This is a genomic window from Spiribacter vilamensis, assembly GCF_004217415.1.
Lineage (GTDB): Bacteria > Pseudomonadota > Gammaproteobacteria > Nitrococcales > Nitrococcaceae > Spiribacter > Spiribacter vilamensis.
This window is the reverse complement of the sequence record NZ_SHLI01000001.1, coordinates 887401-903632: the sequence shown is the minus strand read 5'-3', so window position 1 is coordinate 903632 and position 16232 is coordinate 887401. Positions and strand designations below refer to the sequence as shown.

General features: G+C 66.4%; 19 protein-coding genes. 3 read left to right on the top strand and 16 right to left on the bottom strand.

The window, feature by feature from the left end:
• The first annotated feature begins 2 nt into the window (after nt 1-2).
• A complete protein-coding gene (locus EV698_RS04510; RefSeq protein WP_130502940.1) occupies nt 3-326 on the top strand; it encodes an SUF system Fe-S cluster assembly protein in 324 nt (107 codons plus the stop codon).
• Here EV698_RS04510 and EV698_RS04505 read toward each other — a convergent pair.
• The 14 genes from EV698_RS04505 to gshA form a co-directional block, all read right to left on the bottom strand.
• Nucleotides 319-1923, bottom strand: coding sequence for a TadA family conjugal transfer-associated ATPase (locus EV698_RS04505; protein ID WP_130502939.1), 1605 nt, complete (start codon nt 1921-1923; stop codon nt 319-321). The genes EV698_RS04510 and EV698_RS04505 overlap by 8 nt on opposite strands.
• Complete coding sequence (locus EV698_RS04500; protein WP_130502938.1) at nt 1916-3196, bottom strand: type II and III secretion system protein family protein; 1281 nt, start codon at nt 3194-3196, stop codon at nt 1916-1918. The genes EV698_RS04505 and EV698_RS04500 overlap by 8 nt, the downstream gene beginning before the upstream one ends.
• Complete coding sequence (cpaB, locus tag EV698_RS04495; RefSeq protein WP_130502937.1) at nt 3193-3981, bottom strand: Flp pilus assembly protein CpaB; 789 nt, start codon at nt 3979-3981, stop codon at nt 3193-3195. Before cpaB ends, EV698_RS04500 begins: the two co-directional genes overlap by 4 nt.
• Nucleotides 3982-4005: 24 nt before the next feature.
• Nucleotides 4006-4134, bottom strand: coding sequence for a hypothetical protein (locus tag EV698_RS10440; protein WP_275395082.1), 129 nt, complete (start codon nt 4132-4134; stop codon nt 4006-4008).
• Nucleotides 4127-4807, bottom strand: a complete 681-nt coding sequence (locus tag EV698_RS04490) for a hypothetical protein (protein ID WP_130502936.1) — start codon at nt 4805-4807, stop codon at nt 4127-4129. Before EV698_RS04490 ends, EV698_RS10440 begins: the two co-directional genes overlap by 8 nt.
• A 25-nt stretch (nt 4808-4832) precedes the next feature.
• Nucleotides 4833-5591, bottom strand: a complete 759-nt coding sequence (locus EV698_RS04485) for a hypothetical protein (protein ID WP_130502935.1) — start codon at nt 5589-5591, stop codon at nt 4833-4835.
• Nucleotides 5588-6823, bottom strand: coding sequence for a hypothetical protein (locus EV698_RS04480; protein WP_130502934.1), 1236 nt, complete (start codon nt 6821-6823; stop codon nt 5588-5590). The genes EV698_RS04485 and EV698_RS04480 overlap by 4 nt, the downstream gene beginning before the upstream one ends.
• Nucleotides 6810-7097 carry a Flp family type IVb pilin gene (locus EV698_RS04475; RefSeq protein ID WP_130502933.1) on the bottom strand — a complete coding sequence of 96 codons (288 nt, stop codon included), beginning with the start codon at nt 7095-7097 and terminating at the stop codon, nt 6810-6812. The genes EV698_RS04480 and EV698_RS04475 overlap by 14 nt, the downstream gene beginning before the upstream one ends.
• Before the next feature lie 91 nt (nt 7098-7188).
• Complete coding sequence (locus tag EV698_RS04470) at nt 7189-9072, bottom strand: hypothetical protein (RefSeq protein ID WP_130502932.1); 1884 nt, start codon at nt 9070-9072, stop codon at nt 7189-7191.
• Nucleotides 9073-9528, bottom strand: coding sequence for a tetratricopeptide repeat protein (locus EV698_RS04465; protein ID WP_165385720.1), 456 nt, complete (start codon nt 9526-9528; stop codon nt 9073-9075).
• Between the two features lie 2 nt (nt 9529-9530).
• Complete coding sequence (locus tag EV698_RS04460) at nt 9531-9905, bottom strand: DUF192 domain-containing protein (protein ID WP_130502930.1); 375 nt, start codon at nt 9903-9905, stop codon at nt 9531-9533.
• Nucleotides 9902-10792 carry a type II secretion system F family protein gene (locus tag EV698_RS04455; RefSeq protein ID WP_130502929.1) on the bottom strand — a complete coding sequence of 297 codons (891 nt, stop codon included), beginning with the start codon at nt 10790-10792 and terminating at the stop codon, nt 9902-9904. Before EV698_RS04455 ends, EV698_RS04460 begins: the two co-directional genes overlap by 4 nt.
• Nucleotides 10785-11636 carry a type II secretion system F family protein gene (locus EV698_RS04450; RefSeq protein ID WP_130502928.1) on the bottom strand — a complete coding sequence of 284 codons (852 nt, stop codon included), beginning with the start codon at nt 11634-11636 and terminating at the stop codon, nt 10785-10787. The genes EV698_RS04455 and EV698_RS04450 overlap by 8 nt, the downstream gene beginning before the upstream one ends.
• 32 nt (nt 11637-11668) lie before the next feature.
• Entirely contained in the window at nt 11669-13255 is a 1587-nt protein-coding gene (gene gshA, locus EV698_RS04445; RefSeq protein WP_130502927.1) for a glutamate--cysteine ligase, read from the bottom strand.
• A gap of 145 nt (nt 13256-13400) precedes the next feature.
• On the opposite strand from gshA, the gene phbB reads away from it, so the two are divergent.
• A complete protein-coding gene (gene phbB / locus EV698_RS04440) occupies nt 13401-14123 on the top strand; it encodes an acetoacetyl-CoA reductase (protein ID WP_130502926.1) in 723 nt (240 codons plus the stop codon).
• Between the two features lie 6 nt (nt 14124-14129).
• On the opposite strand, the gene EV698_RS04435 is transcribed toward phbB, so the two are convergent.
• Nucleotides 14130-14402 (bottom strand): HlyU family transcriptional regulator, encoded by a 273-nt coding sequence (locus EV698_RS04435; protein ID WP_165385719.1) that lies wholly within the window; start codon nt 14400-14402, stop codon nt 14130-14132.
• Nucleotides 14403-14476: 74 nt separating this feature from the next.
• Between EV698_RS04435 and EV698_RS04430 the strand changes: the two genes are divergently transcribed.
• A complete protein-coding gene (locus EV698_RS04430) occupies nt 14477-15058 on the top strand; it encodes a class I SAM-dependent methyltransferase (protein WP_130502924.1) in 582 nt (193 codons plus the stop codon).
• Here the strand turns inward: EV698_RS04430 and EV698_RS04425 are convergent.
• Complete coding sequence (locus tag EV698_RS04425; RefSeq protein WP_207220498.1) at nt 15022-16200, bottom strand: MFS transporter; 1179 nt, start codon at nt 16198-16200, stop codon at nt 15022-15024. The genes EV698_RS04430 and EV698_RS04425 overlap by 37 nt on opposite strands.
• Nucleotides 16201-16232 lie beyond the last annotated feature (32 nt).

The window sequence follows — 16232 nt, the reverse complement described above, 5'->3', positions numbered from 1 at the left end:
GCATGGTGGAACGTCCCCCGGTCGAGACCCTTCGCGAAGGTGTCGTTGCCGCGCTGCGCAGCGTCTACGATCCGGAAATCCCGGTGGATGTCTACGAGCTCGGTCTCATCTACGAAGTCGAAGTGGATGAGGAGGGCTTCGTCGACGTGCTCATGACGCTGACTTCCCCCGCCTGCCCGGTGGCCGGGCAGATGCCGATCATGATCAAGGCCGCCGTGGAGCAGGTGCGCGGCATCGAGGCCGCCGAGGTCGAACTTACCTGGGATCCGCCCTGGACCCAGGATCGCATGTCGGAGACTGCGCGACTCGAACTCGGTTTCATGTAAATCCGCTCACCGATGCCGGTGTCGGTTCGATAAACGCCGGCATCTGGCCGGTGGCATGAAACCCGTCGTCGTACCGGAACAGCTCGGTGAGCAGGATCCGGTCGCCCTCCATTCCCGCCACCTCGGTGATCGCCGTGATTCGCCTCGCGCCATCGCCGAATCGCGTCAGCTGCACCACGATATCGATTGCCGCGGCGATCTGATCGCGGATTGCCCGCGCCGGCAGATCCATGCCCGCCATCAGTGTCATTACCTCGAGTCGGGCGAGGGCATCACGCGGGGTGTTGGCGTGGGCCGTAGTCAGTGACCCGTCGTGGCCGGTATTCATCGCCTGGAGCATGTCCAGGGCCTCCCCGCCGCGGCACTCACCGACGAGGATCCGGTCGGGCCGCATGCGAAGCGCATTGCGGACCAGGTCGCGGATCGGGATGGCGCCACTGCCCTCGATATTCGGCGGTCGTGACTCGAGCGCCACGACGTGGTCCTGTTGCAGGCGAAGCTCGGCGGAGTCCTCGATGGTGACGATGCGCTCCGACTCGTCGATCTCCTCGGACAGGGCATTGAGTACGGTGGTCTTGCCGGTACCGGTGCCGCCGGCGATCAGGATGTTGCGGCGCCGGTGCACGCACAGGCGCAGGAAGTCGGCCATTTCGCGATCCAGTCCACCGAAGCGGATCAGGTCGTCGAGTCCGATCCGCTCGTCGCCGAAGCGTCGGATGGTGAGCGTAGCGCCGTTAAGCGCCAGTGGCGGAATTATGGCGTTGACCCGCGAGCCGTCCGGCAGCCGTGCGTCCACCAGGGGCGAGCCCTCGTCGAGTCGTCGACCCAGTGGCGAGACGATGCGATCGAGGACGCTGTCGAGCGAGGCGGCCGAACTGAACTCCAGCGCCGTTCTCTCGAGCCGCCCGCCACGCTCGACATAGATCCGCTCGTGGCCGTTGACCATGATCTCGCTGACCGCCGGGTCTTCCATGAGTGACTCGATCGGCCCGAGCCCGACGGTCTCGGCGACCACCGCGGCGACGGCGGTCTCGGCATCGACCTCGGCGGGCAGCGTGAGCTCTCCCTCCTCGATCAATTGCCACGCCGTGGCCGCGGCCTCCTCGCGAAGCCGTTGCGCGGAGAGCGTCTGGAGGATATCGCGGCGATACAGATCGAGTCGCTGGCTGATGCCCTCCTGGAAGCGTCGCACGAGATCGGGTGAGATCCGCGGCGCAACCGGGGTAACGGGCGCCTGTGGCGATGCGGCTGTAATGGGCGTGGGCGTGGGTTCCGCGACCTCGCAGACGGTGTCGGATGCGGCCTGACGGATCTGCCAGTTCGCATCGCCGAGGCTGAGGGTATCACCGGCGGCGAGGGGGCCGGCCTGACGGACCGGTTCGCCGTTGAAGACAATCTCCTTGCGACCGGCAAGCAGACGGATATGCACGCCGTACTCGTCGACACGCAGCTCGGCATGGCGGCGGGCGATGCCACTACCGCTGATGCGCAGGTCGCAGCGACGACTGCTGCCGATCGCGTAGCGAGCGCCCCGGTGGAGCGGGAGGGTTGTGGGGGAGTAATCCCCGAATCGGTGGACGAGCTCGAGCTCACTCATAACGGATCTCCTCAAGCGGCAGGCGACGGGAGGCGGACCGACCTGCGGGGTCGCGAGGCGTCGCCGCGGCAGGTTCGTCCTGTAGGGTGGGCGTGATCAGCACGACGAGTTCGGTCTGCTGGTTCTGGAATCGCTCCGAGCGGAACAGTCGGCCGATGACCGGGAGCTGACCGAGTCCCGGCACCTCGCTGACGGCGCGCGACTGCTGCTCGTCGATGAGCCCGGCAATGAGCAGTGTCTGGCCACTCGCGCCGCTCATCTCCGTGACTGCATTGCGCACCGAGAACCCGGGGACGCCGAGGACCGTGACGGATTCGTCCACATCGCTTACCTCCACCTCGATGCGCGTGCGAATCCGTGCGTCATCGCCCACCCGAGGGGCGACCTTGAGCAGAATCCCGTAGTCCTTGAACGTCACCGAGGGCGCGCCATCGGCGCCCTGGATCGGGATGGGCACCTCGCCACCGGCCTGGAACTCGGCCGATGTGCCGCTCAGCGCCGAGAGCATGGGCTCGGCGATGACCCGTGCCTCGCCGGACTGACCGAGCAGATCGATCATGGCAGTCAGGCTCAGGCCGACGCCGAGATAGCCGTTCCCCTTGCCGATATCGAGCGGCAGGGCGTTGGACGGCAGGAACTCGCCGAGCTCGCCGCGGAATACATCGTTGGTCTCGAGATCGGAGGCATAGGCGAAGCTGATCGCCGGCGACTGCGTGGCCCAGTCCAGGCCGATCTCGCGCAGCGTGGATTTGCGCAACTCCACGAACCGCGCCTTGACCTGCACCGTGGGTGTCTCCGTCATCGACAGCGGATCCGTGAAATCGCCGAGTGCCGGGTAGGCGGCAATGAGCGTCTCGAAGCGCTGCCGGTCGCGCTTCGTTGCCGGTTGGCCGGTGACGAAATACTCATCCGCGGTGCGCTCGAGCGTGACGCCGCCGATCCGCGCCGCCAGTGCCTCGAGTTGCGGATCACGGGTCGACGCCGATGACGGCCGGACGATCACCGGCAAATGCCGGGATTCGCCATTCCCCAACCAGAGTCGCAGATCGGTGCGGCCGGCGGCCCGTCCCATCAGCAGGACACCATCGCCATCACCGAGCACCTCGACCTCCGCCAGGGCGCCGTCGCCGAGGGCAACACGCGTGATATCGCTCGCCTCGACGATCCGCGAGTGGCCGATGGCGACCTCGATGGCGGCCGTCAGCGGACTCCAGAGCAGCCCGGCGGCGAGGGCGATGCGGGCGATCAGGTGTCGGTGACAGGGGCGGCTCATGGCTGGCCTCCGATGATCAGTTCGATATCCGGTGGGGCGTTGCCTGGATCGGCGTCCGGACCGGTATCGATGAGCGCCGCGGCGTCGATGCGAAAGCCATCCACCGGCGCGTTGTCGGTATCGGAACGCAGGACGACATGGATATCCCCGATCGCGAGTGCGTGGGTGATCCGTGCCGCCTCCAGCGGCGAGACGGCCAGCGTGAGATCGTCATACCGGACGGGGCCTCGGGGTGTGCCGGCGTCACCCAGCTCCGAGCCGGTGGCAAGGATAGGGATATCGGCGAGGAGCGGAACGGTCTCGCGCTCGCCGTCATTCCGATAAGTCAGCATCAGATCGAGCCGATCCCCGGGCCCGAGCAGGCCGGCGATCTCCGCACCGCCGGATACCGGGATGGTGATGGCGCGATCCCCCGGTTTGACCTGCTCGGCGAGTCGTGCCCGATCCGTGTCCTGGACATGCGCGGGCAGAATCGCGCGGCCGGCAGCAACCTCGCGCTTGAGCGTCCGTCCAGCGATGCCTGACCAGTCGGGTGCCGCGAGTGCACTGTCATGAGTGAATTTCACCGGCATATCGCGAATGGCAACGCCATCCCGGGTCAGCCGACTGCCCTCGGGCAGATGGTCGCGGGCGACGATCACCGCGCGTGTGGCATGGTCCGATCGCAGTTCGGCCTCGAGTGCACTGGCTCGCTGCTCGAGATGGCGGTCGCCGAACCAGATCCCGGCACCGCCGGCTATCAAGGCGCCGGTGACCAGCAGCACACCGCGTTTTATGGGATTCATGACGGATCTCTCCAGGCATCCGGACTAAAGGGGGATCGCGAGGGTCCAGAGAACGCCGTCGCCGTGGCTCCCCAGGGCCTTAATGACCCGATCAACGCCTGACCATACGCCGACGAGACCGGCCGCTACTGCGAGGTATTCGGCACTACTCATCGGTCGATACCGGGACAACGCCGTGAATTGTGGCCTGCGCCCCCTCCTCATTCCCGGCAACAGCGAGGTCGAGTGTATCCGTGCCACGGCTCATGGCCGCGAACCGGTATCCGAGCAATTGGCTGGGGCCATTATCATCGACACGCCAGCCTGCACTCTCCAGTCGTTCCACAACCCGCTCGATCGCGGGTTCGGATGCCAGCGAGGTATGGGCGATCACAGTGAATCCATCGCGATTCCGTTGCTGCGTGAACACCTCGAAGCTGTCCGGCAGCGGGATGTAAGGCTTAACGGATGTTACGTCCGCGCCGGGATTCGCGATGATGTTGACCATCACTGCATGACCCGACCCGTCGCGCTGAATCTCCATGTAGCGCTCCCGGGGACCTCCCGATTGCGTCAGAATCGCGTCGCCGTTATCGCCGGTTCCGTGCCTGAACAGATCTCCTGCTTTGTGCTCCCAGTGCTCCTCGTATCGCGACGTGAGCATGTCGATGGATTCCTCCGTCTTGTAAGCAAGCTGGCACATCTTTCTGCCGCCAAATACAACCTGACCGTCGCGATACACCTCGGCTGCATCTGCGGGCAGCGGGAGGGTGCGAAGCTCGTCAGCGCAGTCGTTGCCGATCGCTGTCGCGGAGATCGCCAGCAGGCCGGTGGCGAGTCCCGACACGAAGGAGCTGCGCCATTGCGGTCGGTCAATGCCGGGTCGGGAAAAGATCGGATCGGGGTACGAAGTCGGTCGAGCGGGCATAGCGTCCCTCCTTGAACACGAAGAATCCGCCCAGTGCCTGGGCGGGTTTGGATAGCGTATCGACGGGTTCACTCGCGACGATCCGTTCGGTCCGTCGCTGGTAGGCACGGTCACTTCCGGCCTGCCAGTGCCCCGGCGAAATAGCCCCCTGCGCCTCGAAGACGAGCGGCGGGTTTCGGTCACCCTCCTCGAGGCGGGGCCGGGCGCCCATCCGTAGCCGATGGCCGACGAGCGTCTCCCGGGGTAATCCGAGCATGTCACCGGATAGCCCGGTGGCCTCGATGACATCGGGGATGGACTGACCGTAGGCGATGTTGCGGACGGCAGTGCCGGGCTCGGGCAGATTGGAGTTCCCGCGCTTGCGTCCGTCCTGGCGTTGGATGCCATCCGCGTCGGTGTCGCGGAGCATCCCGTCGCGATCTTGCCAGAGCGGGTTCTGGCTGACGCCTTCGCGTCTGAGGCGCGCCCTATCCACGATCGGGGCGTGATCGTTGCCGAAGATGCGGTCCTCGATGGCGATTGGTAATGCATCGTCTTTGCCGCGGCCGCTGATCTCCTCCCAGGCGGCATAGCGTGCGCCGGCGATCGCGGCGCGTTCCATGTCCTGGAGGCGTCCGAGATGGTCCATCGCCAGAAACGCCGGGATAATGGCGAGCAGACCGATCAGCGATTCCGTCATGGCCGTTCCGTGCTGGCCGCTCATGGCAGCCTCGGTAACTGCGGCTCGCTGAGAGCGGCCTCCCAGTAGGGATTGAACAGGGTGGCCGGGCGGTGGCGCGCCGGGCAGTAGCGGCCACAGTTATCGGGCACTCGATAGCGCACCTCGCCGATGCTCAGATGCGCATTGACGGCGTTGGCGTCATCCGCGTCATCAGCGCCCGGAAGCGGTGCGGTGACCAGTGCCGGGATCCGGAGCAGCTTCTTGTCTGCGGGTGGATTTTCAAGACGTGTATATTTGCTCACACCTCGGTAGTTGCCGCCGAGACCATCGGCGCTCGCCCGCCCGCTCGCGAGGGTCGCCCAGGATCCCCAGCTGAATTTGGCCGGGTTGAAAAAGCTCACCTGCAGCCGGTCCCCCGATCGCCAGCCGCCGGCATCCGGCAGAGGGGGCTGCTGGGTGACGCCCTGTTTGCGAAACCGAACCGTATGGAAAACGGAGTGATTCCATTTCCGGCCGCCGCGACCATAGCGTGGGCGCCCGCGGCGTGCCGGTCCCCGTAACCAGCGACTCAGTCCGCGATCACGATCGATGGTTGCCGACAGAAGGCGCTGAAAGTAACCGTCGTCCTTTCCGGGGCCGACCGAATCGAGTGCGAGGTAGCTCGAGAACCGCTCGGCGAAAAGCCGCGCGTCCATGCCAGCCTCGTACGGCGCCGGGATGGCATCGATGGCGTCGGCGTCATTGATCTTGAATTGCTCGTCGTGGCGATGAACGACACGACGCATGGCCTCGTCAACCTTGCCTTTTCGCAGCCCGATTCGGGCGTCGTACTGCGTGGTGGTCAGGATATCCAGGTACGCATCCGTCCCGCGGATGTAGAGACCGGTCGTGTGCGCCGACACTTTCGTCGCCTTGGACAGGAGCCGTTCGGCCTGGCTAACGGCGGGGCCGACATAGGGGATAAAGCGGGCGTAGCGCTCGATCTGTTCGACGGCATCATCGGTGTATCGCAACCAGCTGATATAGGCGACTGCATGGCCGACGGCGATATGATTCGCGATGAGCGCGCGATTGGTATAGGCGATCAGGTTGAGCCGGCGCGCGGTCCAGGCGGCTCCGCTGTAGGCGGCCGCATCGGCGGCGTTGACCACCGCCGATTCCTGGGCGACGCCGCGGGCGACGCGGTGGCTGACGGCGATTGCCGCTGCCGCGAGGGCAAGCGTTGCAAGCACCACCGGCAGGACCTGGCCGCGCTGCGGATCAGTTCTGCGCATCGAAACTCTGCAGCGTGTCTTCCTGATCGGCACGGCTAGCGGCGCGCTCGGAATGATCATCGGCCCGGTCGATTTGATCGCTACCGTCCTGACCGGCCATCTCGCGGGCCATCGCAGCGGCCTGGCTCGAGATCGTATCGCCGAAGGCGGAGAAGATCCCGATGCCGGCGACGGCGATCAGTGCGGTAATGATGATGTACTCGGACATGCCCTGTCCGCGCTGGCGATGGCGGCTCTTGAGCCCTGTGCCTGGATGCGGGTGTTGAACGATCATGGCGCCTCCCTGGTTGACGTGACTCCCGGCAATGAGCCGTTGCCAACCAGACTGGACACGATCGCCGGCGTCGCGAAGTACCGCCAGTCGGCTATTCGGGGGCGATGACCGAACGGCAGTCGTCGAGGGTTCGGGCGGTAGCGAGCCAGTGAATGGCCGGATCATCAGCCTCAATCGCCTGGAATTCTGCGGTCGATGCATCGAAGGCGATGGGTTGCGCGCCGACGCGCCAGCGCACGGCCCGAAGCCCGGTCGTGGATTGCTGCAGTCCGAACGCCGGCGGGCGGATCGATGATGCCATTGGGTCCATGGGGATCAGTCCCGTCTGGCGGCACAGCCAGCCCATGGCCGCGTCCACCGATGCGGGGACGGCTTGCCAGTCCGTCGCGACCCCGAACTCCCGCGCCAGAAGGGCGATGCTACCGCGGTGTCCGGCCGCGGGTGAGTGAATAGCGCGAGTCTCGAGGGGCGTTGCCAGCGCCGGCGTTGCTGCGCTACTGAATTTCTCCAGCGATCGATGCTGCAGGACGATGGCGATGCCGATTGATGCGGCCGCGAGGCCGACGACCGGCCATGCGGAGCGGGGCGATGATCGAGCCGGGGATCGGGCCCGCATTCGCCGGCTGCCGCCAAGGGCCACAAAGCCGGTCGCGAGCAGGCCATAGAGAACGCCCGGGTCCTGGTCGCTGGCGATGTAGCGATCGGGCAGTGGCAGCGCCGCCACTCCGCTCGTATAGGGCGCGGCGAGGACGCGTCTCCTGCCATCCGGGTAGAGCACCGCGCTCGGTCCGGCGTTAGCGACGACGATCATGGCGATAGCGACCCGCGCCGACTGCAGGTGAACACTGCGCTGGTGCATTCCGGGCAGCGGGATCGATCCGAGGTAGGCGACGCTCGCGGGGTTGAGGATGACCCGTGGTCGACGTGCGGCGGCCCGATCCACAGCGCCGGGGTGGGTGCCATCGGAGCAGATCAGCACCTCGAGGGCATCGATGTCCGGCGGAGTGGTATTGATTTGATGCACCGGGCTCAGATCGCGCTCGGCGAAGGGCAGGGGGTAATGCTTACCCCAGCGCCGCCCGGTGGCATCCTCATCCCCGCTGCCGGCGGATAGCCGGACCTCGCTTTCGACACGGCCGGGCCGGTGGTAGCGGTAGCCATGACGCAGGTGGGTTGCCGATGAGTCCGTGACTCGCCAGTCCGGCCCGAGAAACCCCGGCGACGCGGCCTCGGGCCAGATGATCCAGTCCGCATCCAGCTGCCCGGCGGTCCGCGCGAGGTGTTGCTGGCGCGCCTTGAGGCCTTCCAGTCCGCCGTCCGCGATGGCCTGGTGACGGGTCCGGGGCGTGATGTTGGTCTGGATAACCGCAATCCGCGCGCGCTCGGCGTCATCGGTGGTCGCGACGGGCGGTTGGACCAGGGCGAGCGGCAGCAGTGCAAACAGGGCCACGGTAAACCGGGCCGCGATGGCGGGCGTCATCGCTCGGGCCCGCCGGTGGTGCAGTAAAATGGCGAGCGCCGTTTGCAGGAGGCCGATGGCGAGATCCGAGGCCAGTATCCCGCCCGCGCCGATCAGGGGCAGGTGGATGAAACCCGTCGGCAGAAACAGGCTGAGCGAGAGCGGGAGGCCGAGTGCGCGCACTCCGGCGAGGAGTCCGCAGAGCACGATGACCGCGATGATCAGCCGGCCCGGCGAGCCTCGACCGCGTCGATCCGTCGCGAGCAGGGCTGTCAGGATGAACGGGGTCAGAGTGGCACCGATCACGACAAGCGTGAGTCGCGGCTCGGCGATGACGACGGGGCCGATCGCGAATCCGGCGGGGAGGCCGATGGCCACGAGCGTCTCCACGACCCGCCGCGGCGGGGAGGCATGCAGTGCCATTAGCCACGGGACCAGCCAGATCAGTCCGGCCGGTAAAAGGGCGATCGGCGGCAGGGCGGCAATGCCGAGGAGGCCGGTGAGAAGGCCGGCCATTCACTCGCGGGTGCCCGCCGCCGATCGCCCCAGCGCCCCGATCGCCTGGCGGATCCGGATTAAATCGGGGCGCCCCGCGCTGATCGGCGCCAGCCGCTCGTGGCGGTCGAGCAGTGAACGGGCCTGTTGCAGGTGAACGACGGCGAGGTTGTAGGTGGCGAGTACATGCCCCGGGTCGCGCTCGAGCGCGGCGTCGAAGTGCTCCAGCGCGGCCGGGTCGTCGCCGCGGCCATAGGCGATAATCCCGAGCTGGAAATGCGGTGATACCAGTGCCGGTGACTGTTCGAGGGCCCGTTCGTAGCCCATTCGCGCCTGCTCGATGTCGCCGCGCTCGAGGGCGCTGTCCGCAGCCGCGAGGGTCTCGATGACCGAAGGTGGCCCGTTCGGAGTCAGGGCGAGGCAGCCCTGGAGCAGGAGCATCGGGACGATCAGGGCGAGGCGCGCCGGTCGGTGCATGATCATGCGAGATCCTCTTCGGAGTGGAAGCGATGGCCGATAAGACCGGGTGGAACGCTGTGAGCGGCCAGTTCCAGGGTGGCGCCGGTTCCCCGTGGGGCGCGCAGGAATCGACCCGGTGCAACGGCGTGATGGACGCGCAGAATGGTCAGGGTCCGGTCGAGTGCAAGGATGTCGATGGGATAACGCATGCCGACGGTATGGACGCCGCCGCGGGAGATCAGCAGGAGTCCGGTGCCGGGCGGGGGTGGTGTCGCCTGCCCCAGCAGCCCGATCAGCCGCGGGAGGAAGCGATCGGCCAGGGTGATACGAATGCGCAGCACGCCGGTCTCCATCGGTAGCGCGATCGTGGACTGATCCGCGACGGGCGGGCTCACAGCAGCCGGCCTTCGAGGAACTGCATCGCGATCGGAAAGCCGATGATCAGAAAGGTGACCGGGAAAAGCAGCCCGACCAGCGGCGCGAGCATCTTGACCGGGGCCTCGTTGGCCTTCTTCTCGGCGGCCGCGAACCGCTCGCGACGGCGTTGTGCCGCCTGATCGGTGAGGGTCTGGCTGATCGCGGCGCCGGTCTCATCCGCCTGGGCGATGGCGGCGACAAACCCGTGCACGGCACCAAGATCGACCCGGCTCGCCATGCGCTCGAGCGCCTGCAGGCGAGGGACGCCGGTGCGGATCTCCCGATCGACGCGCTGCATTTCCTCGCGTAGCGGGCCCCGCTCGAGATGGGCACTGCACTGCGGTAGCGCCGCGCTGAAGCTCATTCCCGCCCGGACGGACAGGCCCAGCAGTTCGAGCAGTGCCGGAAACTGCCGGGCGATCCGTTTTTGCCGGCGCAGGCCCTGATCGCGGAGCCAGATTGCCGGATAGACGCCGCCGAGGAGTGCGGCGCCGAGCAGTGATCCGGGGCCGTCCCAGCCGCTCTCGCGCAGTGCCGGCTGGAGGGCGAGTGTAACGATGACGGCGGCGAGGGCCGTCAATCCGCGCAGCACCATCCACTCCTCGGCGAGCACGGCATAGCCCATGCCGGCCCGGTCGAGTCGCCCCGCCAGATCGCGTGTCGACATCCAGCGCTCGGGGCGGATGCGCTCGGCGAGTGCCCTCGCCATCGGCAGCAGGAGTCGGAAAAGCCGCGGTGAGGGGTCGCGCCATGGATCGGCATGCCGCCACTGACCGGGTCGAAGCAGCTCGGCCACGCCCGTGATGCCGGCGGCAGCGGCCACGCCGAACAGCGCGACCGTAATGAACGGTGCCGATTCAGACATCGATCGCTACCAGTCGCCGGATCCAGATCACCGCCAGGGTCATGGCGATCGCGACGATGCCGATCACTCCCCAGCCGAGGGGCTCGGTGAAAAGCCGCTGCATCATCACCGGCTGCTGGAGGTAGAGCATGCCGCCGATGCCGAACGGCAGGATGCACATCACCCGTCCCTGCATCCGGCCCATAGCGGTCAGCGCGGCGATGCGCTCCTCGACCTGGGCACGTTCACGGAGGGTCTCGGCGAGGGTGTCGAGGGTGTGGGCAAGATCACCGCCGACGCGGTGCGAGATCATCACGGCGTTGCGAAACAGCGCCGTTTCCTCCGAGGGCACCCGGTCGGCGAACCCGGCAAGGACGGTGTCAAGTTCCTCGCCGAGGCGCTGGCGGCTCAGCATGAGCCCGAATTCCTCGCTGAGCGGTGGGCGCTGTCGTCTCGAGACGAGCTCCATGGCGCGGCCGATGTTGGTGCCGGCCCGCAGCGAGCCTGCCAGCGCCTGCAGGGCATCGGGCAGTTGGCGGATAATCCCGCGGCGGCGGCGCTGACGAATGGTGCGCACGGCGAGACGCGGCAGCATCAGCCCGGTGAGGCCCGCCATGGCGGGCAAAGGCCAGGGAAGCACTACCGCGGTGGAGAGCGTCAGGACCAGGCCGAGGCCGAGCGCGAGCTGCAGGAGCGTGCGCGCCGGTAGATTGATGAACTGGGCACGAAGATCACCCTGTGCCGTCTCGCGGACATGGCATCGATAGCGCCGGATGGCCGGAGCGAGTCCCGTCACGACGGCCAGGAACGCCAGCGCTGAGCCGAGGAAAAGTCCGATCGAGGCGAGTGAAAGCGATGCAGGCATGCCCCCGACACTGCCGGGGGGCCGAGCCGCGTTCAACGACCGTTGGTCGATTCCTGCGCGAAGTAGGCCTCGACGAAGGCCTCGAAGGAGGGCTCGTCGCTTGCCTCGAGACTCGCCTGTTCGGCGAGCGAGCGGGCGGCCTCCTCGCTCAGGCGGGCCCTTGCCGCCTCATCGAGCGGCCAGTCCCGGATCGTCTCCATGTGCTCGGCCGAGGTTCTCAGCGCGAACTCCACGAATTCCTCCCGGTGAGTGCGCATCTCCGCAAGTACCCGGGCGGAGGGGGTTTTGTCGGCGTCTTCCACCGACTCCCGGTAGGCATCGAGGACACGGCGGTAGCGGCCATCGTCATGCACCTCGTCGAGCAGCTCGGCGGGTGCCTCCATGGCATCGAAGAGCTCGCGCGCCCACTGCCGTAGGCCGACCCGATCGCCATCGCCACGGTAGAGCGTGAGGTCCGGATCGCGGCCCTCGCGGGCGACCAGGCCCTGGTTGGCGTTGATATGGTGTTGCTCGAGCGCGTCGATGGGGGGACTGTCCTGGAGCAGGCAGAAAACCAGCAGCGTCTCGAGAAAGGCGACCTGGTCGGCGTCGATACCGACCGGGTTGAAGGGGTTGAGGTCCAGTGCCCGGATCTCGACGTACTCGACGCCGGCGCGGTTGAGCGCACACGTCGGCGGCTCGCCGGACTGCGCGATGGCCTTGGGGCGCACGAAGCTGTAGTACTCGTTCTCGATCTGCAGCACGTTGGTGTTCAGCTGCCGCCAGACGCCGTCGACGCGGGTGCCGATACGCGCGTATTCGGGGTCGGGGGTGCTAATCGCCGAGCGCAGGCTCGCGACATAGGCGTCGAGGTCGTTGTAGTCGATCTCGAGGCCCGCCTGGGCGTTGTTCTTGTAGCCGATGTCGCTCATGCGCAGCGAGGTCGCATAGGGCGTGTAGAACGTGTTGGGGGAGAATGACTGGAAATCGAGGTTACGCCCGCCGGTGAACGATTTGCAGATTGCCGGCGAGGCCCCCATCAGATACGGCACGAGCCAGCCGTAGCGCTGGAAATTGCGAATCAGGCGAAAGTAGAAATCCGACCGGAACGTCGCGAAATCCCGCGGATCGCCCTCTCGACGCTGGACCGAGCGCAGGAACGCCTCGCTGAACGAGAAGTTGAAATGGATGCCGGCGATGGCCTGCATGGTCCGTCCATAGCGCCAGTCCAGGCCGTGGCGGTAGACATTTTTCATGCGCCCGATGTTGGAGTGGCCGTAATCGGCGATCGGGATGCTCTTGTCACCACCAACGACACAGGGCATCGAGGTGGTCCAGAGCAGTTCATCGCCGATCTGGTCGACGGTGTAGCGATGCAGCTCGGCGAGGTGCCGTAGGGCGTCATCGCCGCGGGTGTAGGCGGGCGTGACCAGCTCGAGCAGCGCCTCGGAGTAATCGGTCGTGATCTCCGGATGACACAGCGGCGAGCCCAGCCCCGGTGGATGCGGCGTCTGAGCGATCTGCCCGGTCGGGGTCACGCGCAGGCTCTCTTTCTCCAGCCCGTGACGGCTGCCGGCGAGCAGGCCGCGCTCTCCATGTTCCTGCAGTCGACGGACGCGGCGCTCGGCGCTCTGGTTCATAGTGCTTTCGTACCCGGTTCTGAAAGCCGCGATTGTGCCGATCTCGGCGGTTATTTGGAATGCCATGTTGCGGTGCGTCTGGCCATGTTTTGTTCCGGCTGGGTATTGTGCCGTTAGGTAATTCCCAATATCAGGAGGGGCGGGCATGACAAGAACGGCACTGGTTACCGGCGGAACACGGGGCATTGGCGCCGCCATCGCTCGGGCGCTGAGCGATTCGGGCCACCAGGTGGTGGCGACCTATCAGGGCAACGATCAGGCGGCGACGGCCTTCACCCGTGACACCGGTATCGCGACACGGAAGTGGGACGTCGCCGATTTCGAGGCCTGTCAGCAGGGCGTCGGCGAGGTAGTCGAGGAATTCGGTTCAGTGGATGTGCTCGTCAACAATGCCGGCATTACCCGCGATGCGACCCTGCACAAGATGGAGCTGGACGACTGGAACGCGGTCATCGCCACCAATCTCAACTCGGCCTTCAACATGACCCGGGCGGTGATTAACGGCATGCGCGAGGCGGGCTTCGGCCGCATCATCTCCATCGCCTCGGTCAACGGTCAGAAGGGCCAGATGGGGCAGGCCAACTATGCGGCGGCCAAGGCGGGGCTTATCGGCTTTACCAAATCGGTGGCACAGGAGAATGCGCGTCGCGGCGTGACCGCGAACGTCGTGGCCCCCGGCTATATCAGTACGGAGATGGTCGCGTCGGTCCCGGAGAATGTCCTCGAGAAGATCATCGGTCAGATCCCGGTCAACCGCCTCGGCGAGGCGGAGGAGATCGGCGAGGCGGTTGCCTACCTCGCGAGTGACGGCGCGGCGTTCGTCACCGGTTCGACCCTGAGTATCAACGGCGGCCAGTACATGGTCTGACCCCGCCTAGTGTGACGACTGGAAAAGGCCGGCGCCCTGCTCGTCGATCAGGCGCCGTGCCTTCGCAAGGGTCATCTCCGCGGCGACCTCCCGGCTGCCGTAAATGTCTGCGCGGATGAATGTCGTTGACTTCACCATGCCATCTTGTTCGGTGCTGATTTGCCCCCGTACCCGCCAGCCACCCGGGTCCTCGCTGGGCGTCGCGGTAATGGTGTAGCCCTGGTAAGTCGTCTCCGCCGCAACGGCAGGGGGATTGTCGCCGCCATTACGACCCATCATGCTACGCAGGAATCGAATAATCATTTCCGAACAATGCCCGGTGAGCGGCAGGCAATCAAGGGAGCGACGAACCAATGACGACGATGGGGGATCGACTGACTTTTCTCAAAGGCTTTATCAAGCGCCCCCGCGAGGTCGGTTCGCTGGTGCCGAGTTCTCGCTTTCTCGAGCAGCGCATCTGCCGGGTGATCGATGCCGGCCATACCCGCACCCTGGTCGAGCTCGGCCCCGGTACGGGCGGCACGACGCAGGCAGTACTCGCGGCCATGCCCGCCGATGCCCGGTTGCTTGCCATCGACACCAATCCCGCCTTCGTCGAGCAGCTTCGCACGATTCGTGATCCGCGCCTCATGGTGGCGGAAGGCAGCGCCGCCGATCTCGACGGGCTGCTCGCCGAGCACGGCCTGCCGGCGCCGGATATCGTTTTCTCCGGCATCCCGTTCTCGACCATGCCCGAGGCGATCGGCGACGGCATTCTCCGATCGGCGTGGGCGGCGCTTGCACCGGGCGGACGGTTCACCGCCTACCAGTTTCGCGATGCCGTCTGCCATCAGGGTCGTCGAGTGATGGGCGAGCCACTGGTCGAGTGCGAGTGGATCAATATCCCGCCCATGCACTTCTACTCCTGGGACAAGCCCGAGCGCCCCGGCAGCTGACGCGCCAGCGGTAGCGCCAGCAGGCCGTAGATCAGAATGGGTATGACCGCAAAGCGCGGTGATCCGAGCATATCGCCGACGAGGCCGCCCAGCAGGGGGACGAAGAAGTTGGTGATCGCCCCGACCGCGAACATCCCCGCCGCCAGCGCGGCGGTGGCGTTGCCGCGGGTGTAAAGCGGTGGCAGGGCGACGATCAGGATCAGCAGCAGGCCCACGGCGAGTCCGGTGGGCACGAGCGCGATCAGCGCCGGCCAGCCGGAGAGCCACAGAAAACCGACCAATCCGCCCAGTCCGACCATCATCAGCAACATCAATGGCCGGGAGCGCCCGATCCAGTGACGACCGAAGCTGAACATGATGAGGGACGCCGCGATCTGCGTCGTATTGAACATCACCAGCGCCAACGACAGCAGCGCCTCTTCGCCGCGCCCGCCGAGGACGCTACCCATGTAGGCGTTGACGCCAAAGAAAATCGAACCGCTCGCGCCGAGGAGAATGCCCAGTTTCCACATCAGTGGCCGGCGCCAGTCCGGGAGCCAGTGGCCGGTATCATTCTCGAAGGCCCGCGATACCGGGCTGAGCAGTCGAATGCTCAGTGCCGGGATAAGCGCCGGTAGCGACCAGTAGACGAGTGCCAGGCGCCAGTCGCCGTTGGCGAGTGGCAGCATGACCGGCAGCGTCAGTGTCGAGCCGATGACTTCGCCGATCAGCATGCCGTTCATGTAGATCGCGGTGCCCATGGCGATGCGTGACGGCCACCATTCGGTGAGCAGGGTGGGGAGCGCGGGCTGGATACCGGCAATGGCGATGCCCATGACCGCGGTCGCAATGAACAGCATCGGCGCATCGCCGAGACCCCGTGCCGAGGAGCTGACGGCCACCAGCACAAGCCCCGTGATGAGCGTGCGGCGGGCACCGATGCGGCTGATCAGCCACGACGCCGCGAGCCCCGCCACCGCCAGCATCAGGATCGGCAGGGTGGTAAGCGCGCCGGTCGCCGCCTGGCCGAGATCGAGATCCCGGGCGATGTGGGGCGCCAGCGGCGGCGCGACAAGCACGGTCAGGCGCAGATACAGCCCGGTCAGCCACAGCAGTAACATGACCACGGGCGTTGACGGCGTTTTCGGCGTATCGCTGTGCATGCAATCTCCTGACATGAAACGCTAGACTCTAG